This window comes from Marinomonas algarum (genome assembly GCF_020532605.1).
GTDB lineage: Bacteria > Pseudomonadota > Gammaproteobacteria > Pseudomonadales > Marinomonadaceae > Marinomonas > Marinomonas algarum.
Map to the genome: position 1 here is coordinate 24,740 of NZ_JAJATW010000019.1, position 26,319 is coordinate 51,058.

26 protein-coding genes are annotated in these 26,319 nt (G+C 41.3%); 21 read left to right on the top strand and 5 right to left on the bottom strand.

What is annotated here, in order from left to right; genetic code table 11:
• Window positions 1-18 precede the first annotated feature (18 nt).
• The 14 genes from LG368_RS11990 (at window position 19) to LG368_RS12055 (ending at window position 11,666) form a co-directional block, all read left to right on the top strand.
• Window positions 19-330, top strand: coding sequence for a hypothetical protein (locus LG368_RS11990; RefSeq protein WP_226754961.1), 312 nt, complete (start codon window positions 19-21; stop codon window positions 328-330).
• Between the two features lie 17 nt (window positions 331-347).
• A complete protein-coding gene (locus tag LG368_RS11995; RefSeq protein WP_226754962.1) occupies window positions 348-1,370 on the top strand; it encodes a plasmid replication protein in 1,023 nt (340 codons plus the stop codon).
• Between the two features lie 1,364 nt (window positions 1,371-2,734).
• Window positions 2,735-3,220 carry a hypothetical protein gene (locus LG368_RS12000; RefSeq protein WP_226754963.1) on the top strand — a complete coding sequence of 162 codons (486 nt, stop codon included), beginning with the start codon at window positions 2,735-2,737 and terminating at the stop codon, window positions 3,218-3,220.
• A gap of 18 nt (window positions 3,221-3,238) precedes the next feature.
• Window positions 3,239-3,805: a PD-(D/E)XK nuclease family protein gene (locus tag LG368_RS12005; protein WP_226754964.1), complete on the top strand. Its 567-nt coding sequence runs from the start codon at window positions 3,239-3,241 to the stop codon at window positions 3,803-3,805.
• Between the two features lie 117 nt (window positions 3,806-3,922).
• A complete protein-coding gene (locus LG368_RS12010) occupies window positions 3,923-4,204 on the top strand; it encodes a hypothetical protein (RefSeq protein ID WP_226754965.1) in 282 nt (93 codons plus the stop codon).
• Window positions 4,205-4,219: 15 nt separating this feature from the next.
• Window positions 4,220-5,212 (top strand): signal peptide peptidase SppA, encoded by a 993-nt coding sequence (sppA, locus tag LG368_RS12015; RefSeq protein ID WP_226754966.1) that lies wholly within the window; start codon window positions 4,220-4,222, stop codon window positions 5,210-5,212.
• A gap of 17 nt (window positions 5,213-5,229) precedes the next feature.
• A complete protein-coding gene (locus tag LG368_RS12020; RefSeq protein WP_226754967.1) occupies window positions 5,230-6,105 on the top strand; it encodes a DsbA family protein in 876 nt (291 codons plus the stop codon).
• A 12-nt stretch (window positions 6,106-6,117) separates the two neighbouring features.
• Complete coding sequence (locus LG368_RS12025) at window positions 6,118-6,402, top strand: HU family DNA-binding protein (RefSeq protein WP_226754968.1); 285 nt, start codon at window positions 6,118-6,120, stop codon at window positions 6,400-6,402.
• Between the two features lie 37 nt (window positions 6,403-6,439).
• Window positions 6,440-7,393: an endonuclease gene (locus LG368_RS12030; RefSeq protein WP_226754969.1), complete on the top strand. Its 954-nt coding sequence runs from the start codon at window positions 6,440-6,442 to the stop codon at window positions 7,391-7,393.
• Window positions 7,394-7,471: 78 nt separating this feature from the next.
• The gene (gene csrA, locus LG368_RS12035) at window positions 7,472-7,657 is read left to right on the top strand and encodes a carbon storage regulator CsrA (RefSeq protein WP_226754970.1); all 186 of its coding nucleotides are present in this window, start codon (window positions 7,472-7,474) and stop codon (window positions 7,655-7,657) included.
• Window positions 7,658-7,794: 137 nt separating this feature from the next.
• Window positions 7,795-9,006: a GIY-YIG nuclease family protein gene (locus tag LG368_RS12040; RefSeq protein WP_226754971.1), complete on the top strand. Its 1,212-nt coding sequence runs from the start codon at window positions 7,795-7,797 to the stop codon at window positions 9,004-9,006.
• A 372-nt stretch (window positions 9,007-9,378) separates the two neighbouring features.
• Window positions 9,379-10,164, top strand: a complete 786-nt coding sequence (locus LG368_RS12045) for a ParA family protein (RefSeq protein WP_226754972.1) — start codon at window positions 9,379-9,381, stop codon at window positions 10,162-10,164.
• A gap of 3 nt (window positions 10,165-10,167) precedes the next feature.
• Window positions 10,168-11,379 (top strand): ParB/RepB/Spo0J family partition protein, encoded by a 1,212-nt coding sequence (locus LG368_RS12050; RefSeq protein ID WP_226754973.1) that lies wholly within the window; start codon window positions 10,168-10,170, stop codon window positions 11,377-11,379.
• A gap of 8 nt (window positions 11,380-11,387) precedes the next feature.
• The gene (locus LG368_RS12055; RefSeq protein WP_226754974.1) at window positions 11,388-11,666 is read left to right on the top strand and encodes a helix-turn-helix domain-containing protein; all 279 of its coding nucleotides are present in this window, start codon (window positions 11,388-11,390) and stop codon (window positions 11,664-11,666) included.
• Between the two features lie 177 nt (window positions 11,667-11,843).
• On the opposite strand, the gene LG368_RS12060 is transcribed toward LG368_RS12055, so the two are convergent.
• The 3 genes from LG368_RS12060 to LG368_RS12070 all read right to left on the bottom strand — a co-directional run bounded on the left by LG368_RS12060 (window position 11,844) and on the right by LG368_RS12070 (window position 14,176).
• On the bottom strand, window positions 11,844-12,116 hold the full coding sequence (locus tag LG368_RS12060; RefSeq protein WP_226754975.1) for a hypothetical protein: 273 nt from the start codon (window positions 12,114-12,116) through the stop codon (window positions 11,844-11,846).
• 887 nt (window positions 12,117-13,003) lie between these two features.
• Window positions 13,004-13,735, bottom strand: a complete 732-nt coding sequence (locus LG368_RS12065) for an LEM-3-like GIY-YIG domain-containing protein (RefSeq protein WP_226754976.1) — start codon at window positions 13,733-13,735, stop codon at window positions 13,004-13,006.
• A 93-nt stretch (window positions 13,736-13,828) separates the two neighbouring features.
• Window positions 13,829-14,176: an SLOG family protein gene (locus tag LG368_RS12070; protein ID WP_226754977.1), complete on the bottom strand. Its 348-nt coding sequence runs from the start codon at window positions 14,174-14,176 to the stop codon at window positions 13,829-13,831.
• A 233-nt stretch (window positions 14,177-14,409) separates the two neighbouring features.
• On the opposite strand from LG368_RS12070, the gene LG368_RS12075 reads away from it, so the two are divergent.
• The gene (locus tag LG368_RS12075; RefSeq protein ID WP_226754978.1) at window positions 14,410-15,426 is read left to right on the top strand and encodes a helix-turn-helix transcriptional regulator; all 1,017 of its coding nucleotides are present in this window, start codon (window positions 14,410-14,412) and stop codon (window positions 15,424-15,426) included.
• Window positions 15,427-15,553: 127 nt separating this feature from the next.
• Here LG368_RS12075 and LG368_RS12080 read toward each other — a convergent pair whose 3' ends face one another.
• A complete protein-coding gene (locus LG368_RS12080; protein WP_226754979.1) occupies window positions 15,554-17,659 on the bottom strand; it encodes an AAA family ATPase in 2,106 nt (701 codons plus the stop codon).
• A gap of 165 nt (window positions 17,660-17,824) precedes the next feature.
• Here LG368_RS12080 and LG368_RS12085 point away from each other — a divergent pair, with 165 nt between their 5' ends.
• Entirely contained in the window at window positions 17,825-18,394 is a 570-nt protein-coding gene (locus tag LG368_RS12085) for a YqiA/YcfP family alpha/beta fold hydrolase (protein ID WP_226754980.1), read from the top strand.
• A 128-nt stretch (window positions 18,395-18,522) separates the two neighbouring features.
• Window positions 18,523-19,098, top strand: a complete 576-nt coding sequence (locus tag LG368_RS12090; RefSeq protein WP_226754981.1) for a hypothetical protein — start codon at window positions 18,523-18,525, stop codon at window positions 19,096-19,098.
• A gap of 588 nt (window positions 19,099-19,686) precedes the next feature.
• On the opposite strand, the gene LG368_RS12095 is transcribed toward LG368_RS12090, so the two are convergent.
• A complete protein-coding gene (locus LG368_RS12095; protein WP_226754982.1) occupies window positions 19,687-20,337 on the bottom strand; it encodes a hypothetical protein in 651 nt (216 codons plus the stop codon).
• 173 nt (window positions 20,338-20,510) lie between these two features.
• On the opposite strand from LG368_RS12095, the gene mobH reads away from it, so the two are divergent.
• From mobH to LG368_RS12115, 4 genes are read left to right on the top strand one after another with little or no spacing between them, the layout of a single operon-like run.
• Window positions 20,511-23,243 (top strand): MobH family relaxase, encoded by a 2,733-nt coding sequence (gene mobH / locus LG368_RS12100; RefSeq protein ID WP_226754983.1) that lies wholly within the window; start codon window positions 20,511-20,513, stop codon window positions 23,241-23,243.
• Window positions 23,244-23,257: 14 nt separating this feature from the next.
• Complete coding sequence (traD, locus tag LG368_RS12105; RefSeq protein WP_226754984.1) at window positions 23,258-25,117, top strand: conjugative transfer system coupling protein TraD; 1,860 nt, start codon at window positions 23,258-23,260, stop codon at window positions 25,115-25,117.
• A gap of 32 nt (window positions 25,118-25,149) precedes the next feature.
• Window positions 25,150-25,665, top strand: a complete 516-nt coding sequence (locus tag LG368_RS12110) for a hypothetical protein (protein WP_226754985.1) — start codon at window positions 25,150-25,152, stop codon at window positions 25,663-25,665.
• The gene (locus tag LG368_RS12115; protein ID WP_226754986.1) at window positions 25,637-26,266 is read left to right on the top strand and encodes an IncC plasmid conjugative DNA transfer DtrJ family protein; all 630 of its coding nucleotides are present in this window, start codon (window positions 25,637-25,639) and stop codon (window positions 26,264-26,266) included. Before LG368_RS12110 ends, LG368_RS12115 begins: the two co-directional genes overlap by 29 nt.
• Window positions 26,267-26,319: the final 53 nt, after the last annotated feature.

Genomic DNA, 26,319 nt, shown 5'->3' on the forward strand with positions numbered 1-26,319 from the left:
AATTAAGGAGAATAAACGATGAGTGTATCCGCGACAGAATTGGCAAAACTTGGTAAATGTGAGCTTTTAATAAACGAACAGCAGAAGAGTGGTTTCCGTCGATCACGTCGAAAATTAAAACAAAAGCACAAACCTCATCCAGATGACGTTGTTAGTATCAAGAGGGGGAACGCTGCTCACGATAAGTTTGAAAAAGACTTTATTCAGTATATGCCAAGAAAAAAGGGAAGATCGAAAGGTCAGCTGAAAGAACAGGAAGATCGGTCTTTGACCGTTATATTGGTTCTTGTTGCAATCGCGTCATGCGCTTTATTGTTTTTTTTCTTTTAATGTCAGGGGGGTAAGTAATGGACGACTTGAGTGCTGACAATAGACGTGAAGTTAAAACAGCTGAGAGCGTAGATGTTCAAGCAAGTGATCAGATGGATCTTTTCTCTGATCTTCTTTTGCCTAAGAATAAAAAGTCAGAGTACTCGAACACTATAGACATCTATGACGCTATTCCGAAATATGTTTGGTCTAAGACAAGAGAACATGAAGATTTAAAGAGCGCTACAATCACTCGGACTTGTACTATTCGAGGGCGAAAACTAACCGTCAAATTAAAGCCTGCCATTATCGATAAAGGTGAAAGTGTAGTCCTTATTTATCCGGGCCAAAGGGAAGAAATAGTAGAGGACGCTTTACGGAAGATAGCTGTTAATGGGCAAGGTCGATATGTAAATGGTAAAGCTGGAGTTGAGTTTTCTATTTACTCACTATTGAAAGAACTTGAAAGAATGGGGCATTCATACAGCTTTGAGGAAGTTAGGGAGTCTTTGTTTGTTTGTCGTGGCTCAGTTCTTGAATGCTACTCAGAGGATGGTGAGTCGGTAATAAATTCAAATTTATTTGGGCTGCTTGCCTTAGCTTCAAAGAAAGATGTACAGAACAAGCAAAGCTCTAAGTGTTACGTTCAGTTTAACCATCTTGTTAATGAGTCAATAATGGGGCTCACATTTCGTCAGTACAATTATCAGGTGGGCATGAGAATAAGATCTCCATTGGCAAGATTTGTTTATAAAAGAATGGCTCAGTACTGGATACAAGCAAGCGAAGCAAATCCTTATGAGCCGAGTTTGATTAGTATGTTAGAGCAAACTCCACGAGGTGCATCAGATAACATCAGGGCGAATCTAAGAGCGATGCGAAATGCCTTGAAGGTGTTGGAAGAGCATGAGGTTATTTCTCGTTACGTTGAAGAGAAAGTTCTTCAGGGGAAGCAAAAAATTATAGATGTCAGATTTAAGATTTATCCGCACAAAAAATTTGTTGAAGAAACCATTGATGCGAATCAAAGCAAAAAATCACTTTTGAAGAAAACTTCATAGAAATTTTGTCTGTCTGCCTGAATGGAGCCAAAAGCAGAGCTATAGAGGTTTGTTGTGCTCGGTTTGGTGAGGTTTTTTTTGCTATAGAGGTTTGTTGTGCTCGGTTTGGTGAGGTTTTTTTTGCTATAGAGGTTTGTTGTACTCGGTTTGGCGGGGTGTTTTTTTACTATAGAGGTTTGTTGTACTCGGTTTTAATGTTTTTTGTAGTGTTGACACATGTTTTCATTTGTTGACACATGTTTCCGTCGAGTAATTTGTTTAACTTTTATTCTTTCCTGTTTTTTTGTTAACAAAAGATGTTGATAAACTCTGTAAAAGCACCTCGTTGTATAGAGGTTCATTGTGCTCGGTTTATAGAGGTTTGTTGTAACAGGTTAAAAAATGATCAAATATATATAGAGGTTTGTTGTTCTGGGTTGTTGATAACTTGTCATGACTATAGAGGTTTGTTGTAACAGGTTAAAAAATGATCAAATATATAAAGAGGTTTGTTGTTCCACTACAGTTCTAATTGAAAAAAATGCCAATAATCTGTGAACAAAAAACACTTTTCTGTTTATAAAAAAAGGATAACTTATACGCATATAGAGGTTCGTTGTACTCGGTTTATAGAGGTTCATTGTACTCGGTTTATAGAGGTTTGTTGTACCCGGTTAGAACTCAAGTTGTTAGTCATACCAAGGGTTCTAGCTTGATTTTTTTGCCCCTATCCCTTCTCTTTAACCCTTTCTTTAATCATTTAACCTTATCTTTTATCCTTTGCGTCAGGAATAAATCTGTACAAAAAATAAACAGTTATAAAATTGACGTCACACCAAGTTATCCGGGCATCATTCAAAACTCTTCCATCTGCACACTGGCAGAATCTTAATTTTTGTAGTTCGAGCGTTAATTCTGAGACTTTCAACGTCGGCCACCTCAAAATCCTTGTTTTAGCTAAACGAAAACATCAGAATACGCCCTTAAACTGGCTCTAAGGAACTTTTAGCCTTAGCCTATGACGCCCCAAAGGTATTGTCTTAAAAATCCATTAGATCGGCCTGTGTTGCCTTTAAGTGGTACTTTCCATATCTTCCACCTATCAAATAACGAAATAGCTGTTTTCTAGTTGGAACCTTTCAAAGCAAATACATTTCACCCGTTTACCAGAAAATCACCTCAAAAATATCAATATTCGATTTACTGGAATCATTTTATGATACTATGATAACCAGTACAGCAAAAACTGCTTGGATCTTAAAAGCCTCTTGAAAGGCTGTTACGACAGTACCAACTTGAGGAGTAGAAAAAATTTCACTCAAAGAGGCTCTATGAGGTCTGTTACGAGAAGGCACGACTAAGAAATGCGGTGAAACGAGGCAAACATGAAAACCAAAGAACAAGGCAAATATCCATCAAACAGCTCGCCAGAACAAAAAGCATCAGAGAAGGCTAGAGCTTGGTACGACGAGTTAGAGGTCATAGTGGGATCTATCGACGAGGCTGATATGGAATGTCACGGCGTTACATTCCTTGCAAGCCACCTGCTGAAAAAAAATGGCATAAGTCACAGATGCCATCAAGGCTATGCTGAAGATTCAAGAACGGGCGCTCTAGTTATACCTCACTATTGGCTAGAAATGGGCGACGGATGGGTTTTAGATTTTCGACTAAGAATGTGGTTAGAATTTAGCGACGACATACCTCACGGCGCTTTTTTCAAAGGGGATTACTCATACATCAAATACCACGGTGGTGTTTGTGAAGTACCTAAGTCCTTTGAAGATGGCACGGATGATTTACTTATCGAAGCCAACATCTCCCATATTTCTATGCCAAAAGATTTCCTGAAGGAAAGGGATTGCTTCTAACAAGAAAAGGAACCTCTGATGACAAACAATTACTTTTTGATCGCAAGCATCGTGCTTTTTATAGCGACACCGCTGATTTTTTATTTCGATCTAAAAAGACAGTCGGTAAGAAGGCGGCGATTAGAAAAAGAAGAGGAAATAAGAAAGTGGAAGATAAAAGAAGGGATGCCTTTTTTTCTCCGGGGTGGGAGAGCGTTTCTAAACGAAGCAGAAATATCAATTAAATATCCTGTTCCCCTGCATGGACGTGTAGATCAGGTCTTTGAAACAAAAAGCAGTGGGTTAAACATGCTCACTATCGTAGACACAAAGACCAGAAAAAGATTCAAGACCTATCAATCTGACCTGATTCAACTTTCTGTCTACAGACTCATTTTGCAAGAAAAGTACAAAGGTCAGTACAAGGTTAATGACACCGGTTTTGTCAGGATTGTAGTAAGAGCAGGAACCGAAGAGGAAAGAGTCAGTTACGAGCCTCTTGATCTGCTGTCCGACAATGAGGTTATCGATTTGTACTATCGGCACAAAGATATAAAAACAGGAAAGAGAGAAGCGAAATGCACCTGTGATGGTCGCCTTCACTAACGCGAAGAACCTTTCACATGTGAAAGATTTCTCTAAATGCCCAAATCGGCAAAAAGTACGGGGTTGCATATTTGAAACTTGATGTAACCTTTATATAAAACTTAAGGGGTACGAAAAATGAACAAGATAGAAAATCAGAGTGAATTGAAAAAAACGAACAACAAAATGCTTGAGCAGGCAGGATTAGCGCAGTGCATCTTTGTCATAGTCCAATCTGTCGCTTTTCCTGAACTCGGAATGGTTGGTGCCATCCTAGCGGCCCAGTGTGCATTGATGCCTTGGTCTGTACCTATCGCAAAAGAAGAGCCTGTAACGGCGGTTGCTATGTCCATATCATCGGTTGTAATCACTCCTTTTTTCAGCATGTTTTGCATGGCGGTTATCAACGCGTTTTTGTAGAAAGGAAAATGAAGAATGTTCAGAAAGAAGAAAATAGACAAGATCCCAAGCATTGATGACAACGCGCCTTGGGAGCAAAATCTCCTAAAGGAATACATGTTTGAACTTCACAAGGAGCAAGTGAAAGATCGTCGGTGGCGAATGCTTCTTAAAATCATAAGATCGTCAGGTTTGTTTCTGATTTTACTAATTGTTTTAACGACCGGGAATGATGGCATTAAATCCGCTTTTAGCAATGATGGTGGGGTAGAGGCTTCTCCTCATATCGCCTATATCAATATCCAAGGTCAAATAGCCGACGGAACACCCACCAGTGCAGATTCTTTAGTCCCAGCCTTGGAAAAGGCGTTTGAGAATGAGTCGTCTAAGGCGATCTTCTTGAAAATAAACAGTCCGGGGGGCAGTCCTGTTCAGTCCGGGCGGATCTACGAGGAAGTAATGTACCTAAAGCACAAACATCCCAATAAAAAAGTATACGCAATCATCGGTGACATAGGTGCGTCCGGCGGTTACTACATAGCCGCAGCAGCAGATCAAATATATGCAGATCAATCGAGCTTGGTAGGTTCTATTGGTGTCATATCATCAAGCTTTGGTTTTTCAGATCTCATGGAGAAAATCGGCGTTGAAAGAAGAACCATTATTGCCGGTGAGAACAAAGCGCTTTTAGATCCATATACACCTCTTGATGATGACGCAAAGCAGTTTTGGGAAGGTGTCTTAAATAGCACCCATCAGCAATTTATAACGCGAGTCAAAGAAGGTCGTGGCGAAAGACTGAGTGATGACCCTCAAATATTTACTGGACTCATTTGGAATGGAGAGCAGGCGCTTGAAAAAGGTTTGATTGACGGTCTTGGAAGCATGAACACTCTGGCTAGAGAACAAATAATGCTAGATAAGTTTGTCGATTACACTCCATCAAGGGATTTTTTACATAGATTGACACAAAGAGCCAAAGTAGCGGCATCAACTTTAATTAACGGCACAACCGTTTCATTTCATTAGCAGGGAGAGCAGTCGTAATGAGTACTGAAAAAAATGAGGATAAGAGTAAAAATTTACACGGTGTTATAACTTTGCTTCTAGGCGTAACGATTGCTCTATCATCTTTTGCGGCTTACCAAGCCTATACAGCAAACGAATCGATAAAGGATCTAAAATCCGATTTATCTGGGTTAGAGGTCAGTATAAATAAAAACTTTAGCAAAAAGCTTTCCCCGGAGGAGCTTAGCGTCGCAGTTTCTAGAAGCATAAAAGAAATGGAAGCTGGCAAGGTAAAAGAGCAGATGGAAAGAAAGTTCTCTAATTACAAACTTGCGTCAGACTTGGCCCCGGCAGACAAAAACATCTATGGAGATCTAAACGCTCGTTTCACTCTTGTTGAGTTTTCGGATCTTGAGTGTCCTTACTGTAAGCGTTTTCACGATACTGCAAAGGAAGTAGTCGATAACTCAGCCGGTAACGTGAACTGGCAGTGGAAGCACCTTCCGTTGGGTTTTCATAACCCGGTAGCAAAACAACAAGCAATTGCCGCTGAATGTGTGCGGGATCAGGTGGGGAACAGGGCGTTTTGGGTTTTCTTGGATGATATTTTTCAGAATACCCGCTTAAACGGCCAAGGTGTGCCTGATCTCAACGCAATAATATCTGGTGTTGGCGCAGACGTTGATAAAGTAAATCAGTGCATGTCTGAAGGCTCGTTTGAACAGAAAGTAGAAAGCGACATTCAGCTTGCTACCAGTAACGGCGTTAACGGCACTCCGGCTACATTTGTGGTGGATAGCTATACCGGCAAAAGTCAGTTGCTCGGCGGCGCTCAACCTACCGAAGCCATAATGTCTGTGATCAGAAAGATGATAGCGGAAGAAAAAGAAAGCAAAGAAGCAAACGGGCAGTGAGGATGTTTACCCATGAATAAAAAAGAATTGGTTCAGCTTGTTTCAGATGAGGCGGACATGAGCATCAAAGACGCAGAGAAATTCATTAGCGCGTTTACTGAAGTTGTGACTTCCGAGTTGGGTTCTGGTGGCGCTGTCACTCTTGCCGGTTTCGGCTCCCTCGATGTTAAGCACAGAGCTGAACGCACTGGCCGACATCCAAAAACAGGGGAGCCATTAAAAATACCAAGTGCGAATGTTCCAAAATTTAAAGCAGGGAAGCATTTTAAAGACGCTATTACAGGTGTCCCATCGTAAAGTCCTACTACTAATGGCGAAGCCTACGGTTATTTATATGTTCAGTTTATATCTTAGGTCTATCTTCACGATCTTCTTTTGGTTGTTTGCTACAGATGCCATATCTTCGCCCATAAGCTTTTCACAAGCTAAGGTGCTTTCGAAGCAACACGTTTATTTTGACCAAACTTCAAGCGAGCTTGGGACGTTTTACTGCGGTTGTGATTGGCGATGGGTTGGTCAATCAGGTGGTCGAGTAAATAAAAAGTCCTGTGATTACAAAACCAGAAAACAGGAGGCTCGTTCTAACAGGACAGAGTGGGAACACGTCGTACCGGCTTGGGTAATGGGGCATCAGCGTCAATGTTGGCAGGATGGGGGAAGAAAGAACTGCTCTGCAAACGATCCTACTTTCCGGGTCATGGAAGCTGATCCTCATAACCTTGTCGTCAGTGTGGGCGAGCCAAACGCAGACAGATCGAATTATTCATTTGGGATGATTCAAGGTGAGCCTAGAGCTTATGGTTCGTGTGACTTTGAGGTTGATTTCAAGAGTCGCGTTGTTGAACCTCGACCTGAAGTAAGAGGGCAAATAGCGAGAATTTACTTTTACATACACGACCGCTATGACTTAAACATGAGTAAGAGCCAACAACAACTCTTGATGGCTTGGAACAAAACAAACCCTGTCACTGATTGGGAGAAAAAACGTGACGCCCGGATAGCAAATGCGTTTGGTCACAGCAATCCGTTTGTTACGGGAGATCAGGTATGGCGAATGGATCATGTGAACAGCGGCCAAGGATTAAAAGGAAAGCACAACTCTTACCTCAGTGAATCCCGCACAGTTAATGAAACGAAAGGCGTTGTTCGTGGCAACAAAAACAGCCGGATTTACCATTTATCCAGTTGCCCTAGTTATGGCGCCGTGAAGACCTCAAATATTGCTGATTTTAAAAATGAAGAAGAGGCGCAAAAGGCTGGCTATAGAAAGGCAAAAAACTGTCCGTAAGGTTGCACACTAACAATTAATTGCTATAGTAAAAACCTCAAACGGATTACTACTTATCAAAAATAAAGGGAATTGAATATGCTTATATTAACAAGACGTACTGGTGAATCTATTCAAATCGGTGATCACGTAGAGGTGACTGTGCTAGGCATAAATGGAAATCAAGCTCGCATCGGTATAAAAGCTCCGAAAGATGTCACTGTCCATCGTGAGGAAATATATAGACGCATAAAAGAGAAGGAAGCGAATGAAAAGTCAGAGTAATAGCAGTCTGTCTTAGCACCAGCCATTCGCAACCCTTCCGGTCGAAGAGAGGGTCGGTGCCACCCGGTGGTTCGTATCATGATACACAAATTAGCATTACTATTAACGTATCATGATACGCAATTAAGGTGGATTTTATGAAACCTATTTACCTAACATTTGGGATAGATGAACAGGATCAGTGGTGTTCAATAGAAAATGTTCCATCGGGTCAAACTTCATTACGTTGCCCTTGGTGTAAGCAGAAATTAGTAGCGAAAAAAGGTCAGGTCAAAGTTCACCACTTTTCTCATACCTCTCAGACATGCCGGGTATCTCAAGATGCCGTTCTTCATACCCAACTTCCTACGTTTGATACATTTGATCTGCTGGATAAGCATGAAAAACAGTACCTAGAACGTAGGGCCAAATACAAATCACACCAGAAAGTCTTTCCATGGTCGGGCATGAACAGTGCTGTAGACAGGCTGGAAGCGATGGGTGTTCTCAGCGTAGAACGCTCGACTGACGATAAGTTAGAGGTCGCGAGGTCTAGACTAAAGACACTAAGTAAGGCGTGGCTCGACTCTTCAGGCAGACCATCTAAAGAACTAACGGCTTTGATCCATGCCCTAGAGCCAATTGCTGATGTACAACGTCAATGGGATAACTGCTTACACATAGAGTCAACTGAGATCGACAAGCGCTACAACACATACCAGTTAAGCAGGCTTAAAACGATCAGCGAGTTAGATAAAGGGCAACGCTACTGGTTTGATGCCTTTTGGCGTAGGCAGTCATTGATAAAGCCTGATTATATTGAGTTATTGAGGCAAAAATTCTATTCACTTAACAGTCAGAGTCTTTACGTGATGCGCATTACAGGTGACTTTCATGATCTGCCGCCCACAATCATAAAGGTGGGGATTTCGACTCGGAAAGCGGATGTTAGGCTTAAAGAAGTTATTTCAAGCTTGAAACCTTATGGTTCATCAATTCATGGAGAAGTTCTTGTTGCCAAAGAGTTCGCGGGGCGACTAGAGCATTTAATTCATAGATTGCTGCGTCCGTACAATCTTGAGATTGGCGCTTTCACTGAATTTTTTAGCGCAGATCGATTGGATTGGCTTCTATCTGAAATACATAAAGCAGATATATCTCAATATAGCCCTCCCGAAATGAGCGATGTTGAGACAGAGCGGAAAACAGGTGGCCGCCGCAAGAAAACCAACGCTGAACTACTGGCTGAATATGAGCATGTCGTTACTCTGATTCGGTCAGGGAAGGGGATCAGGGAAACCAGCCGCATAGCCAAATGTAGCGTCAATACAGTTCAAAAAGTGAAAGCGGCTCTTTTAAACGAAACTTAGTATAAAACATTCAAAATCAGCGATTTTTGTATATTTCTTAACCGGTGCAGTGAACCTCCCTATTTTTTTATTGCCTTTTACCTGAATAAAAAACACTGAATTGGTTGAATAGTAGACAAATAACACTCGAAAACCATGCCAACACTCATCAATATTCGTAAACAAAGGCGAATACGAGCAAAACCGGTGCAATAAACCTACCGAAACCTGTAAGCGGCCAATTGTTTCATTAAGTCGGTTCTTTACGGCTTTTCGCTGCATGTGTTTCATAAAACGATTTTTAAGAATCATTAAATGATATACAATATTTCAATGGCTTTCACATGTGAAAGAAAACTAGCCTCCCAAAATTTATAAAATGATGGAGTATGTATGGCAAAAATAATCAGCTTTGCAAATCAAAAAGGAGGGGTGGGCAAAAGCACTATCTGCATCCAGATGGCTTTTTATCTGTCCATCAAAAAGAAGAAAAAAGTCCTAGTTATCGATATGGACGGTCAAGGCAACACCTCTAGCCGGTTAGCACCAAGGGTTGAGGATGAGGATTATCTTTTCACACCAATACTTTCAGGCACAAAAACAGCAGATCTCTTTGGCGATCATGTTGGTGAAATAGAAGTTCTAAAATGTCCTTCAGGTATGGATCTCATTCATGCAACAAAGAACGATCCTGACCTGTTCGAGATAGAAACGGTTCAGCTTGATCAAGCTATGAACCCGGCAAAACACCTCGAAGAATTGTTTCTTAATTACGATTACGTGCTGATAGATTGTCCACCCAGCCTTGGGCGTAAGCTTGTGGCTGCTTTAGTTATGTCAACGCATGTGGTTTGTCCGGTTAAGCTTTCTGGCTTTGCTGTGGACGGCGTTGAAGGTCTTCTCAATACAATCATCGGTATCAAAGAAGGTTACAACAGCTACTTGGAAATACTTGGCATTGTCATTAATGACATGGACAGGTCAATCAACCAAGAACGGGCTTTCAAAGAACTTGAAGACTCTATCCCAGATTTATTATTTAAAAATAAAATTATGCACCGCCCACCCTTAGATTCAGCTATCACAGAGGGGATTCCAGTTTGGGAGCTTCGTTATGGTCATGTGGCCGCAAAAGAAGTTGAAGCAGTGCTGCAAGAAATATTAGAGAGATCGGAGTAATACATGGCTAAGATTGGAAATTTACAGGGTTTATCCGCTTTGGCTAAAGCGGCCTCAAACAAAAAAGCTGAAGCTGAAAAATCTATGTTCAGTGCAGAGTTAGCGGATCAAGAGAGCAAAAGAGTCATCACGGTATCGCTTGATGATGTTGAGTCAAAGAGTCAAGTGCGTAAGCAATTCAGCAACATTGAAGGCTTGGCTGACACAATGAAGGTTGAGGGTCAACAAAGCCCTGTTATTGTCTATCCGAAGAACGACAGTGGTAAGTATGTTATTCAGAAAGGTGAGCGTCGCTGGAGAGCGTTAAGGGTCGCCGGTATAGACCAAATAGACATCATTGTTAACGACAAAGAAATGTCATCTCTGGACGAGGTGGCTGGTGAGCTCATTGAGAACATCCAACGAGAAGATCTAGCCCCAATGGAGATAGCAAATGCGTTAAAAGCATTCGTAAGCGAAGGCTGGAAGCAAGTAGATATCGCTAAACGCTTAGGTAAAAGTGCCATATTTGTATCGACGCACCTTTCTTTGCTTAAACTGCCAGATTGCGTTCAAGATATTTATGAAAAAGGCATCTGTGGTGACATCGAGACACTAAACAACCTGCGTTTGCTTTTTGATATTAACGAAAAGAAATGCAGGGCCATTTGTGCGTCTGCAACAAAAGATGGAATTACTCGCAAACAGAGCCGGGATCTTTTGAATGACGCCAAGCACGTAAAAGAGGAAGCCAAGAAAGAGAAGGCTACCGTGGCTGGTGATCCTGAAGAGGGTAGTGCCAATGATAATGTAGTTAACTTTGAGCCTAGCGAAGATTTCCATGAAGACTTGAGCGGGGGTGACGCTCCAGACCAAGAAAGCACTGACGATACAGACTTCGACAAAGCCACTTCACGCTCTACAGACGAGACAACCCACCCCGGCGATGCTGAAAATCAAACCGACCTTTTAGAAGGTTGCGAAATCGATGTGGATGATGAAATTGACGAAAATGAAGGTGATAGCGAGGCATGTAGACTCGTTGATCCCAAAAAACTCGTTCTTTCTGTCAACGTACTAATTGAAGATGATGTTAAATCAGGCATGTTGTTACTAGATAGAGTTTGTAGCGAACCTAGTTATGTCTGGGTAAAAGTGACAGAAAACTTTCAAGAGAAAGACGTTCTTGTATTAGCGTCCGACGTTGAGCTTATAAGCATGAAAGGCTTGAAGTAGGAGACAGAATGGAAGTGTCGAATGATATAAAGAGAAAATTCGATATCATAAACGCGCTGTCAAAAGTGGATAAACCGACGCTATCGTACTTGCATCATGAGACTAATATCCCAGAATCTACGCTTAAGAGGCAACTGGCAGCTTTACGCATCTGCTTTGGCATGAGGATAATGTTTGTCCGTGAGCCTGACGGTAATAGAGGTGCCGTAGGCTATTATATTTTGGCCGATTGGGGTGTTATAGATCGTGATGAGTTCTTTAAGTTTTACATAAAATCTATGGTTTAATAATGTAATTGCAGTGTCACTAGATTGGTTACTATGCGTTGTGAACCGGACAGTAAGTCAAACTGTAGATCGTATTGAAATACTAAGAACAGCGATATAGCTCTTAGAATGTGTGAAATGGCGCATGCAATACTTGAAGCTCAATCTTTCACATGTGAAAGATTGAGCTTCAAACCCTCAGATCTCAAATTCCACAACGTATTGACTGTCGGCTATACCTGAAAATTCAGATGTATAAGAATCTTGAATGTGGTGCCTCTTTGTTTTTTTAGGACCATCATCTGTCAATACCGTTATACCTTCGTCTTCTTCTATACACTCTCTGGTCTTTTGGTGTAATCCTTCCAGCAATACAAGCAATATGATTTTATTGTAGTCTTTGTGAATTATGCTTCCTTTAAGAATCTCGTGATGATTCTTACCTTTCGAGTCTATTAGCTGTACAGGCATGGCGAAACCCTTTCTCCCATTAAAATGGCTTTAGCAGTGAATGCTTGATGAACTTCGGTGTGTTGGGCATTGAGATGGCGATATATGCTCGACGTTTTTTTACCGACCAGCTCATAAACTCAACAAGTGCTATATTGTTTCTGTTAATATTCTCTACTTGCATATCATTTCTCCAGATTTGGTTATGCTAAACGGAGGTGTATCGAAGGTCGAAGAGCGATACGCCTCTTTTTTTGAGTCTTTACAGTATCATAAAACAACACTTTAATCATATAAAAAATATCTTTCTTATTTAAGATATAACCTCTTTAAGGGGTAGCAACGGCATCACGAGTCTGAGATAACTTTGGTAAAAACTGTGAATTGTTAAATTGCCAAGTGCCTGACTACTACAACCTAGATGTATTTCACATTTAATAGCAGCAGATCATCAAGGCTTACATTGATCTGTTGTTTTGGCAGTTCTACGGACAGTATCGTCACTAGACAATCATAGATGTGAGGCTCTTAGGTTTGGCAGCTTCGATGATGCTGTTGGGTGTCGCACTCAATTTGGCTCCATTGCCTTTATTTTTTTAGATGCTCCCAAATGAAATTGACTTATTTAGAGCTATTTTAAATTAGCAGTCGTTGTTGATGGGTAGAATAGACTAGGCCCTGATTGATAAAGACAATCAATTTGTCGAGTTGACATTAAAATACGAATGGATTCTTGAGGAGCAGCGCTTATCTCAACAAGATAAATTTGGTAACGGCTCCAGAGTGTATTTTGGATAAGCCTAACTGTTTGATGAATGGGTCATTTCAGAATAAAACGGTTACAACCACTTTATAAGTCTGTGTGAAGTATGAGCGGCGATTGAACGCCGATTTTTATTTCTAATTTCCTACCAAGTGTACCTAATTGGATTAGCCGCACCTTTCTTACGCAATTTCTCAGGTATACGTTTACCAACATATTGTTGTTGTAATTCTATTGAAGCTTCGTGCCCAATAAACCCAAAGCGACCATCAACGGGTTCTCTTCCCGGAAAGTTTTCGGCTGTAGCTTCTAGCCATTCCCTCGCAATGAAAGCGCCGACAATTACACCTTGAACGGTGGCAAGAACAACCTCTGCTTTGGTGGCTTTATTTTTACTCAAACGCCAAGCGTAACAAGTAGCTTCATAAAGTGAACTGTCTAAGGCGCACCTATTGACGCTAATAAGTAAAGCCTTATGCTCAAACTTGGCAGTTTCTGCAGAATATTTTTTGATTATTTCCGAAGCATGCATAGCTCCAAAGTCACTACTTCCATGCCCACTCATGATGTTAGTAATTCCTGGGTAAGCATCCATGAGAGCAGCCTCAACTTCAAAAGCTGATTTTTCAGACAAACCATGACGATGAATGACATGACTAACATCAAATCCTGCTAACTGAATTGATCTAATTCGACTCATTTTTTCAGATACTGAATCTGTTTCAGTATCTCCTCGTGCGTGCATAAATACACGATTCCCTTTTCCTTTACCTATGTAAAAAGTCTCTCCACTTCTAGGATCAATTAATCGGTATACGTAGTACTGAAGCTTCTCTGCTACTTCAGGGGTAAATGAATCAATCTTCAAATCAGCCATGAACTTTTCCTTGTGTTATAAAATTAAAGCGCTTTTGCACCCACACCTAAGGAGTATGCACTTTTTTTTAAAGCCTAAGCTAATAAGAATGGGTTAATATTCAATAATAGTTAAATCTTTTCCTAGCTTTTTAGCAATATTTATCGAATTGAGTGTGCCCTTCGACTTCCCGTCCCAGAAGGCAAATATTTTATCCGCGCTTTCGATGATTTGTTTGTTACGGACAATACCTGCACCACGACCATAGAGCTTCCAGTCTGGTTTGAATATTTGGATTTCCAAGGAACAATCAGCGGCAAACTTTTCGGCTAACGTGTCGGCACCTTTTGCACCACCAGAAATGATGGCGGTAATGGTGTTGAGGTCTGTGCCTGTCCTTAGGGCTTCATCAACTAAAGAGTAGTCAGAGAGCGAGCGGGAACCAATAATGGCTACTTTCATATATAACTCCAGTATTTCAGTGAAGTAGGGTCTTAACGATCACTACTTTATCGTAATGTATACAGTCATTATTGGCTTTTAAAACGACATCTTGTGACGTTTATAGAAGAGCCGCCAAAACGATAGACCAACGAAAGCCTTGATGTCTTGATACTTTCTATTTAGTGGGCAATGCGTCATATTGTGTCGCAGATAAAAACAGTAATGCAGCGAATAAACAGCAGGAGCTTACTATGGCAGATTCAGGCATGCGCCAAATTCTTATCTTGATGGAGTTACCGCGCTGGCCCAAATATAAGACCACCAAGCAGTTGGTAGACTATCTTAAAAACCAAGGTATTAATGTCACAGCAAGAACAGTGCAACGTGATATTCAAATGCTATCCGCCAGTGGTGCGTTTAGTATTATTGATACACCAGCAACAGGTCGTGGCAAAGAAGGTGTGGGCTGGGCTTTTAGTGAGCATTCCATTCATCGTGGTTTGCCAGTAATGGACCCATCGGCGGCTTTAACATTACTCATGGGCTATGAGCACCTCAAATGCTTAATGCCAGAAAAGGTGTTAAAGCATATTGAACAATACATAGATGAAGCCAAAGCGATTTTAGAAACCTTTAACCAGGCTAACTTTACAAGCTGGTTTGATAAAATACGTATTTTGCCAAACACGATTCTCATGCCAGCCAAAATAGACCAAGAAGCTGTTGGTGAGATTTATGAGGCTTTGCTTGCTAATAAAAAATTCAAGTGCCGCTATAACGGCAGACCTGATCAGATAGTTAGCCCCTTTGGCATTGTGCAACGAGCCAATACTTTGTACTTAATAGGCAAGTTTTTTGATTACAATGACATTCGTATTACGGCATTACAACGCTACAGTGATGTAGAACGGCTAGATGAAAGCATTAAGCAAGACCCAAATTTTAATATAGATAGCTACCTTGACCAAGGCGAAATGTCATGGCCATGGGATAGAGAGAAGTCGGACACTACGGTAAAGCTGAAAGCCAACATTCATAGTTATCTAAAATACCATTTAACAGAAATGCCGCTATCAACTGACCAAAAAATTCAAAACAATAAAGAATCCGAGAGCTACAAACTTACAGCAACGGTTGTTGACAGCCATGAGCTCCGGTATTGGATTTTAAGCCAGGGCGATAAAATAGAAGTGCTATCACCCAAGTCTATGCGCCAATGGATTGCCCAAATTGCTGGAAATATGAACACTATGTACCAGCACGATTAATCATCAACATAGGCGTCATATCTGCCAGAGATCATGACTGATCTGCATTTTTTTAAAATATCGGATGTTATGAATACTTCATCTAATGTGCACTCCAATGCCTTTTACTCATGGATTTACTTTGCCCTCAAATGAATCCTATTCTGTTTTTCACTTCGCCTTTTAGGATTTGCTCTTCCTCTAGCCTTGTAATGAGATCGGCTAGTGATGTCACAGGGTTAAAATTGTTTTGTCTGCCTATTAAGGCAAAATCGCCAGGGGTTATAGCGAGCAGATGATTTATTTGGTTGTTTAATACGTTGGTCTTTAGCTCAATATCAAAGCTTTGACAGAAGCTACGAAACAGATCGGTTAATTGTTGTTGGTTCAAATAGTCAAATTTTATCTTGGCATCAAAACGGCGAATTGAGGCAACATCTAACGTATCAATGAGATTGGTTGATGCCATAAAAATGCCTTCAAAGTTTTCCATTTGTGTGAGCATCTCATTCACTTGGGTTTGCTCCCACGATCGTTGAGCATTCGATCGGTGTTGTAAAAAGCTATCAATTTCATCCATCAACAAGATAGCGCTTTCCTCCCTAGCACGCTTAAAGGCTCGAGCAATGTTTTTTTCGGTTTCACCCACGTAGCAAGAAAGTAAATCGGAAGCCTTTTTGCAAATAAAAGGTAACTCCAACATCTCGGCAATGTGCTTACCAAGAGCCGTTTTACCCGTGCCTGGTGGGCCATAAAAACACAAACGACCTTGGCGAGAGGCTTTTAGGCCAGCAATCACGACGGTAATATCGACGCTGGTATTCAGAAAATCAGTGTGGTAAGCCTGCTCTTTTATTGGATGGTAATGCACATTCATAGTGGGATGGTTTTGGGCTTCAAGTGTTTGGTTAATCAAGCTTGTAAATACGGCATCGGTGTTAACACTTGTGTCATGCCCTCTAATAATGTCAGTAACTTTGGCTGCATTGGCAACAACCGCAGGTGCAAGGCTATCGGATTTGGCTAATTGCTTGACTACATGTTCGCTTAAAAACTTTCCTGCATATTGGTTAAGCACTTTTTTGCGCTGTAATTCCGGGGGCACAGCCAATTCAAACACCATGGCGTAACGCCTAATAAACGCCGGGTCCAAACCATTGCGCGTATTAGCTAGCCAAATTGTAGGTGTAGCGTTTTCCTCTAATGAACGGTTAAGCCAAGCTTTACAGTGCTGTGCCGTGCTTTGTCTGCTAAAACCCCCAGATTGACCATTTTGTGCTTCATTATTAAATACGTCTTCTGCCTCATCAAACAGTATTAACGCCTTGCGGTGTTGTAAAAAGCTGTGCGCTGCTGATAACGCTCGCAAGCGTGTTTCACCGCTGATGGGGTGACCATTATCATCTTCAGTGGTTACCTCAAATAAATCTGTTTGCAACTCTTGTGCTAGCACTTTTGCCAACTGTGTTTTACCTGTGCCAGCAGGGCCGTAAATATAAATATTAATGCCTTTTAAACCATGTTTAATGGCTTGCTGCAAAAACGGTAACAAGATAGCCAGCTGCTTAACATGCTCATAATCACTGAGGCCTAAAGTGGTGGAAAGGCTTTTAGCAACCGTGCCTTTAAACAGCTCTGCAAGGTCAGTCTCTCCGATTAATACAGCATCAGCAAAGCTTGATGAAACCAACTCTAATTTTTCATCAAGCGTTGTTATATGCTCTTCTAGTTTTAAAATGCCCGAACGAACCAAATTACTGTTAGTACCCAATGCCTTCTTAATAGCACTTTCGGGGATGTTTAAAATAACCGATAAAGCATGGTAGGCTTTAGAAGTCGATAAAGTGTAACTTAAATAGTCAACGCATTTTACAAGCAGTAGCTCTGTTTTAGTAAGAATACTAAAGCCAACAAGGCATTGTTCCACATCATCTAACTCAATCTGCGTACTCAAACTTTTTAGGTTATTTTGTAAGTTTGAAGGCAATAAATTGCCTTCGTTTTGAAGCTCCATTGCTGCAGCGATGGCAGAAAGCTCGCGTTTTATTACTTGAGGATTAAACTCGATGTCTCCTTCAATGTAGTGACCCAGACCCAAAAATTCAGCGATGCTATCGTCTTTAAAATGGTGCTTTTGCACAAACTGATTCGCCGCCGATAAATTAACCAAAATTCTAAGCATCCAAAGCTTAATAATAGGCTCGGCATTTTTATCGCATTTATCAATAAAACCTAACGTCTTATGATTTTCCATCGTACACCCCTTTGCTTGTTTTGAAGCATTGTAGGGATTTAAAGCGACAATAAGTGACGCATTAAAGGTCGACTAACTCGACTTCCTTACTATGTAAACGACAGATTTTGTCGTGTTCTAGAAATACAGTAACCGTTCAATCATTTAAAATCGGAGTATCTGTCAATGAATATCTTGTACATCCATGGATTTGGTTCAAAGTTTAAGCCTCAATCGGATAAGGTAAAAAGCCTGTCTTCTCTTGGGATTGTATATGGAGTAGACATTGACTACACCGATCGCAGATCAGACATTACTCAACAATTACGAAACGTTATCATCCAAAAAAACATTGAGTTATTAGTTGGTACGTCAATGGGCGGGTATTTTTCTGCCGAAGTTGGTCTAATGGTTGGTCTTCCCTATGTCATGATCAATCCAGCATTGAACCCTAGAACCACTCTTCGTAAGTACATTGGTGAAGGCGTTGACTACTATGGCAAATCGTATCACTTGGAAGGAAGTACAGTGGAAGAATACGACCAAATGGCACTGGAAAAACAGCATGGGCTTCTTCTACTGGATAAGGGTGACAAGCTTATTGATTACAAAGAAACTGTGCGGTTATTACCAGATATACAGACGTTGATATTCGAGGGTGGATCGCATCGTTTTGATCATATCAATGAGTCTTTAGACGCTATACAAAAGTGCGCAAATACACTGTCAGTAGTGTTAGGCTTTGGGGAGCGTTGAAACTTACAATAGTCAATCTATTTACCCCAGACTCGCTTAATGAATACATGCTAATATCATTTTACAAATAAAGGGCTGTTAATTCTTAATTAATGATAGCGCGCACAAATTAATATAAAAGGATTTTTATGTCTTCTTATTCGGCAATTCCAATTGAAGATTTAATTGATAAATTTACACATTATAAAGTAGATGTTTTTAAAGAAAAAAAGTGCGTTACAACAGGTTTTATATCGTCATCTCGAGTGATCAATTTCCTTTTAGATAGGGATAATTTTAGAGAATCATTTCTAATAGATGGTTTAATTTTTGATATCCAAAAAATATCAATTAACCCAGAAAAACAACTTATTACTATTTTAATGGTTAGTGCAAATGGTAGTGAAGCTCTAAATTATGAGCCCAATGAAGCGAAGAAAATTTCGTACAATGATTGTACAAAGATGGATTACACTATTGATGAAAAATTAGAGTTTTTAACTTTATTTTCAAATCAAGGAAAAGGTCGCATTGATGTAAAATTTTTCGATAGCTCTGCTTATGTTCGATACCAAGTATTATCACCTCATGAAATTTCTCTTTTATTTGATCCAAGTGGTCATATTTACAGTGTTTTAAATTTTGATGACCATCCTTTCCGATGTAGCATGCTGGACATATTTCCAAAGACAAACAGAGTCAAATTGTCTGTTAAGATGGGCTGAGTAAATCAATGTGTACAAGGATTCGATATGGATAAAGCTGATGATTTTGTCGGTGACGTAAACGGTCAGAATGTTGAGTTCAAAGAGTTGCTTTTTGAGCTTGGATACGAACCTTTTAAACGCTAATAACTAATACTGGTAAATTGACGTTCAGCCTGGGACGGCGCCTTGAATAACATCTTCTTTTTTAAGGTAACTTTGATCAGAAAACGTGAAAGGAAGCTTTAAAAATGGGATTAGAGGCATAAGAAACCGCCAAGGTTGCGCGTTACATCTTTCGTCAAAGACAAAAGAGCACTAAGCGTGGCGGTTATGTTAAAAATATTATTGAATATGTTGGAGATATCGTCAATGTTATATTGTCGATTGAGTCGTCACTCCCTGAGCAAACGGACAACTAAGACGTACCTTTTCGAGAATTAAGGCCCAAAAAGTTGCAGAACAGGCGAGCTTTATGAAGTCTCATCAGATAGAGAGCACTCCGCAAAAAGATTTATTTTAACTCCACTCGAAGATATCACTAAAGCCAAATCTTTTGTTTGTGAATTGCTTAGCTCAGCCTTTCTCTCTAACTCGCTTTGTATGTCATTACTTTGTTTGAAGGTTTAATTTTTTGCATGGGTTTACCTTTGTTTTTGGACGCACACTATCTCGTACAATGTCGCGCTGATGGCGCTCTATACTGTCATTGCTACAGAATTCCACCCACGCATCTAAGTAGTCTGCATAGTTATGGCCGGGTGACTTGCAACTGCCGGAATAGATCTCTGGCAAGCCGCTTTCTCCGCCATTGTTTGTAACGAACATCCAATCGTCTTCATCCATTCCTTTGCCTTGATCGCAGAAACGCTCCCAACGTGAAAGTTCGTATAATGAATACTGCTTAATTGAATGCTTTGTCTGGTTTGTAGCGTTAGAGCTTTTCTTGTCAATGCCATCTATTACAGCCATAAGATCGCTTGGTTCGAACGGGTTCTTTGCGTTGACCTCTGGAATATCGCTGTCTTTACTAAGTACTTTTAAATTCCCTTCCCCTAGCACATGGACGTATGCAGGTTGTCTTAATGCAGCACCACCTCGTCCTATGTTTTCCCAAGACAAAGTGGAGTCGCGTGAAGTTCTCTTCATTTGTGTTTCTTTGTTCTGAACTTCTATTGTGTCTATGTGAGTGACAACATCTTTCGAGGCGCACCCCGACACGATGGCCGCACCAATCATTAAAATGGCTATTCGCTTCATTCGGTTTTTCCTATTCAGTCAGGACGGTTTTTTCTACTTAACTAAGTTTAAATTCATTTAAAGCTTATGCCGCAAGCTCTAATTCCCCAATTTGGTTATAAGCGCGTTTTAATTTTTGTCAGTAAATCTGTGAATATTAACCCTTCGATTACTTTCTGTTTTGGAACGATTACATGGCGTTACTGAAGAGCTTCAGATCTATTGCATCCCTATTTTTTCAATCTAATAAACTGAAAGGGAAGCAAACACTGCAAGATGAAGCAGCGGGGTACGATGAAGAGATACCTCGTTATCCTCCTTTCGCCAAAGGTTTGCCGGTTGCTCCCGTTGATAAGGTGTTAGATAGCCAAAGTGAGCTGATAGAACGTATTCGCAATGCACTCGGTTTTAACAAAGATGAGCATGAACGACTAATCATGCCTGTCGTCAAAAGATATGCAGAGTTTGTACATTTGTTACCAGCCTCAGAATCACACCACCATCGAGGTGCTGGAGGGTTGTTTAGACATGGCCTAGAAGTCGCGTTCTGGGCTGCCCAATCTTCAGATGCCGTCATCTTTTCTATGGAAGGGTCGCCTCGCGAAAGACGAAACAATGAACCAAGATGGCATTTAGCTAGTTGCTTCTCTGGTTTGCTTCACGATGTGGGTAAGCCCTTGTCTGATGTCTCTGTAACGAACAATGACGGCTCACTGTCATGGAACCCTTATGCCAACACGCTTTATGGTTGGGCTGAACAGAATGGAGTAGATCGTTATTTCATTCGTTGGCGCGATAACCGTCACAAGAGGCATGAGCAATTTTCCTTACTTGCTATTGAGCGGATACTACCGCCGAACGTTTTAGAGTACCTATCTGAGTCTGGCCCTGAAATTCTTGAGGCCATGCTAGAAGCGATTGCTGGAACCAGTTCTACACAGCCAGTAACTAAAATAATGCTCAAGGCCGATCAAGAAAGTGTCTCTCGTGACATCAAACAAAATCGATTGAACATAGATGAGTTCTCTTACGGTGTTCCAGTTGAACGGTATGTGTTCGATGCCATTCGCCGCTTAATCAAAACGGGGGAGTGGAAGGTCAATGAACCGGGTGGACATGTATGGTTCATGCCTCAAGGCGTGTTTATCACATGGAAGCAGCTTAAATCGCTCTATGATCTCATTTCAAAAGACAAAACTCCTGGTATACCTCGTGATCCAGATACGCTTGCAGACATTCTTATTGAAAGGGGCTTTGCTGTACCAAAAGAGCTTGTTTCCAATGAGACAGGTGAGGTTGCAAGTTATCGCTACTGGGAAGTTTGCCCGGATGTTCTTCAAGATGGCCGGAGTCCCTGTTCAATTAAGTTGCTCGCTTTAAAGATTGAGTCGCAAGAGCTTATTTTCACCAGTATGCCACCCTCTACAGTGAGTGGGGCTGTTGGCGATGAAATAACGGATATTCTGGATAAGATCAAAAACAACGACGACGAATCAAGCGACGACGAATCAAGCGACGACGAATCAAGCGACGACGAATCAAGCGACGACGAATCAAGCGACGATGAATCAGGCAACGATGAATCAGGCAACGACGAATCAAGCGACGATGAATCAAGCGACGACTGCTTTGAAACTCTAATTCTCACAAGCGAAATCGACGAAGAATCTACTGACAGCGCAAAGCCAAGCGAGATAAGTCAAAACGACGATAACAATGGCAATGACGATGATGATTTTGGTCTGGATTTTCCCGCTGAAGGATTTGGAGTTAAAGAGACCTCTGGCTCGTCTAATGCAGACACGAAGAAAAAAGAACCGCCCAATAAACCTTCTGCCGCTCATGAAGATGAAGCAAAACCCCGGGAGAAAAAGCCTTCACCTGACTCAGATCTTGCCGACCCCGACGATCCAAGTGTATCGGAAGATACAGAATTTGAAATAAATCAGAATCAGGGTATAGAAGAAGCAAAAGCGGAATTAATCACCAAACTCGATAAATATTCTGACGCGGCAAGCGATTTAGTGAAGAAGGCGGTACTTCCTCTCTTAGATAGGGAAGAGACGCTTGGTGATGTTTTGTTTGTCATGAATGACCAATTAGCCATCCTTTATCCCGATGGTGCAAACAAGCTGGGAGAATCATCTGAAGTGCTGGCTTCTTTATGGAGTGCAGGCTTGGTATCCGGCGATCCTGTCATGCCAAATAAGAAAATTCAAAGCTTTAGAGGTGTTAAGGGTGTTGTTCTTATCCCAGAAATTTCATCGCTTATTCTAAGCGCCATCTCTTCGGACAGCGACGCTAATGCTAATGACTATTTGCCGACGAAAGATCAAGTCAGTGCTGTCAGCAAGAAGAAACAAAGCAGAACAGCAAGTAAAAACAAAGCAGTTAAGCCTAAAGCGCCAAGCAAAGAAAAAGCAGTTAAGCACAAACCTCAACTTGCTAAGCACAAACCTCAACTTGCTGCATGGCAGGAGCAAAACAAAACACCAGCAAGACCGCTAGTTAAAAAAGAACCGAAAAATGAACGTAACGCACAAATCACAAAAAAACCTATCCCGGCCACCGAAACGCAGATAACGAAACCTGTGGTCAAAAAAATAGACTGTGATCTTTTAACGCCTGATAAGGCAGAAATGACAGCAGACTTCGATGAGCTAACCCCAAAAAGACTCACTCCCCGCGAGGCAGTAATAAAACTCAAGGAGATGATAATAAACAGGGAAGGGGATTGGCTCGTCGGTGCCGTTAGTGAAGAAGTGCATGATGGAGTGACTTACTTAGTCACCAGCGGTAAAGCACTTGAAAATATCAGTTCGGAATATTCGGAGGTAAGCAAACACAAACTTAGAGCAAACATTGCCGGTGGTCAGTCCAAACCACTCATTACTTATAAAAACGGAAAGCTCTATTTATCTATATAAGAAGGGGTACGAACATGAAATACAACGCTCTTGAATATGAAATGCCGTGGCGTCCAAATTATGAAAAGCAAGCTGTAATCGGTTGGGTCGGTGCAAGCTTATCTGCCGTGGCCGTCAATTATTATAGCCCCATGCCATCAGATCCTTTTTATTGGATGACAGGGATTTGTGGGGTCATGGCCTTATCTCAGCTCCCTAAAGCGGTGAAGCTTGCAAGGCTTCAGAAACATCTTAAAGGTCGAGAACTTAATTTTATTACCATGGAAGAACTTCAGGAGAAGATTCAGGATCACCCAGATGAAATGTGGATTGGCTCTGGTTTCAATTGGGAGAACACTCACGCCCAACGAGCGTTTGAGATTCTAAAAAGAGATTGGACGAGCATTACAGGCTTTGAAACAACGACGGAGAAGGCTTTAAGGGTACTCAAAGGAAACAAGAAGAAGCCCGATCCCATTGGATCATCATGGATTCATGGCGTTGAGCCAAATGAAAAAACGCTCATGCAAGACTTAGGACACACGGAAGGCCACACTCTGATTGTTGGAACCACAGGTGCGGGTAAAACGCGTATGTTTGACATAATGATATCGCAAGCAATCATGCGCAAAGAGGCCGTTATTATTATCGATCCAAAGGGCGATAAAGACATGCGCGATAAAGCGCGTCGGGTTTGTGATGCCATTGGAGAGCCTGAAAAGTTTGTTTCTTTCCATCCAGCGTTCCCGGACGAATCCATTCGCATCGATCCCCTTAGAAACTTTACCCGGGTCACTGAAATAGCGAGTCGTCTTGCGGCTTTAATACCCTCTGAGGCTGGTGCAGATCCGTTTAAGAGTTTTGCGTGGCAGGCCCTTAACAACATTGCTCAAGGGTTGGTGATGACGTACCAAAGACCAAATTTAACGCTGCTTCGTCGATTTTTGGAAGGTGGCCCGGCAGGTTTAGTGATCAAAGCCGTAGAAGCCTATGCAGAAAAAAATCTTCAGGATTGGGAAGCTTTAGCGCAGCCTTACAAAGACAAGGCCAAAAACGGTCACAGAGAAAAGCAGGCGTTCGCTCTGTTGCGATTTTATTATGATGTCATTCAGCCGGACTACCCAAGCTCTGAACTTGAAGGTCTGTTAAGTATGTTTCAGCACGACGCCACCCACTTTTCAAAGATGGTTTCAAATCTACTGCCAATAATGAATATGCTGACATCGGGAGAGTTAGGCAAGATGCTTTCTCCTGACGCTACAGACCTCGACGACCTACGCGGCATAACTGATACAGCAAGAATCATAAACAACGGCCAAGTTGCTTACATTGGCCTCGATTCACTCACGGATAGCATGGTTGGTAGTGCTATCGGCTCAATAATGCTGTCAGATCTCACCGCCGTAGCTGGTGATCGGTACAATTTTGCAGTGAACAATAGAGTCGTGAATATATTTGTAGATGAGGCGGCTGAAGTGATAAACGATCCCTTTATTCAGCTGCTAAACAAAGGTCGTGGTGCAAAGCTTCGCCTTTTTGTTGCAACGCAAACTTTTTCAGATTTCTCAGCCAGAATGGGCAGCAAAGACAAAGCCATTCAGGTTCTAGGGAACCTCAACAACAAATTTGCTTTGCGTGTGCTTGATACAGAAACACAAGAATACATAACCAGTAACTTGCCTAAAACTAGGGTGAAGTACGTCATGAGAACGCAAGGGCAAAATACACATGGAGACGAACCGGCTATGCACGGTGGCAACCAAGGAGAGCGTCTAATGGAAGAGGAATCCGATCTAATACAGCCTCAACTGCTCGGTATGCTGCCAAATTTAGAGTTTTTCGCAACCATTTCAGGCGGAAGGCTGATAAAAGGTCGCCTACCAATTTTAGAGTAATAAGTAAAAATATAAACCGTGCTATAGGAGGAATGATGTACAAAAGCCCTTATTACCAAGTGACCTACGGACTTAAATCCAGATATAAAGGAAAGAAAAATACCGAACTACTATCGCTATTACAATTTGATTGGCCTGTTTCTCGATACATTTTAGAAAAAATAAGTGAGTGTTTTTCTTGCGAATCTAATCTTGAGGATGAACAGATATATCAAATAATAGAAAAGGCACTGTCTCGATATGGCGAGGCTGTCTATTTTAAAAACGGAGAGAAGATGCCAGATCCTATGAGGTTTGCTGTTTTCTTAGAATCCTTGATTTCGGAAGCGGCATCGACATTAGGAATTGATGTGTTGGCAAAAAGTTATATCGAAGTTAACGCCATCACAGATCTGGTGGTTATAAGCAAAGAAGGGGATTCTTCCCCCGGTGAGGATACCAATAAAGAAATGATTCGAGACTCGCTGTTTAATCTCATAACCAGCCATAAAGTAAAAAATGTATTGAGGAGAGCTAAGTATGAAAATACCTTTATGGCTGATAGTTAGCATACTCGTTATTGAGCTTGGCGCGGTGTTGCTGCTTGTACCCGGTAGTTTTACCAAAGACGCAATACAAAAAGAAAGCGCGTATGTCGAGTCAAGTCTTGGCCCTGAAACAAGTGAATGGATAAACAATAAAGCTGACAGTTGGCATAAACTCATCATGATCGACTCTGGCATAGAAAGAGGAATCTACCGAACATTTATTCCTACAGAAAATGCGCGAAAAGAATCAAGAGGCATGGAGGAGATGGGTCAGTTCTGGTTTGATTGGATCAAGGGCAGAATAAACACATTATCTGAAGTGGTTTACCAATTTTTAGCAAGAATTGCTTTGCTTGTTGTTTGGTCGCCTTACATGCTGATACTTCTTGTCCCAGCTGTCTACGATGGCTTAATGACATGGCGAATCAAAAGAACAAACTTTGATTATGCTTCGCCTATAATTCACAGGTATGGCGTTAGATCGATAGGTTACTTGTTTCTCGCTTTCTGCGTTGTTTCTTTTTCTCCCTTCGCCGTAAGCCCTCTTGTTATACCTGTTGTTATGATGATTACCTGCATACTCATCGGTTTTGCCATTGGCAATTTTCAAAAAAGAGTTTAATTGTTTATGGGTGGTCAATTCTGACCGCCCGAAATCTTTCACATGTGAAACTA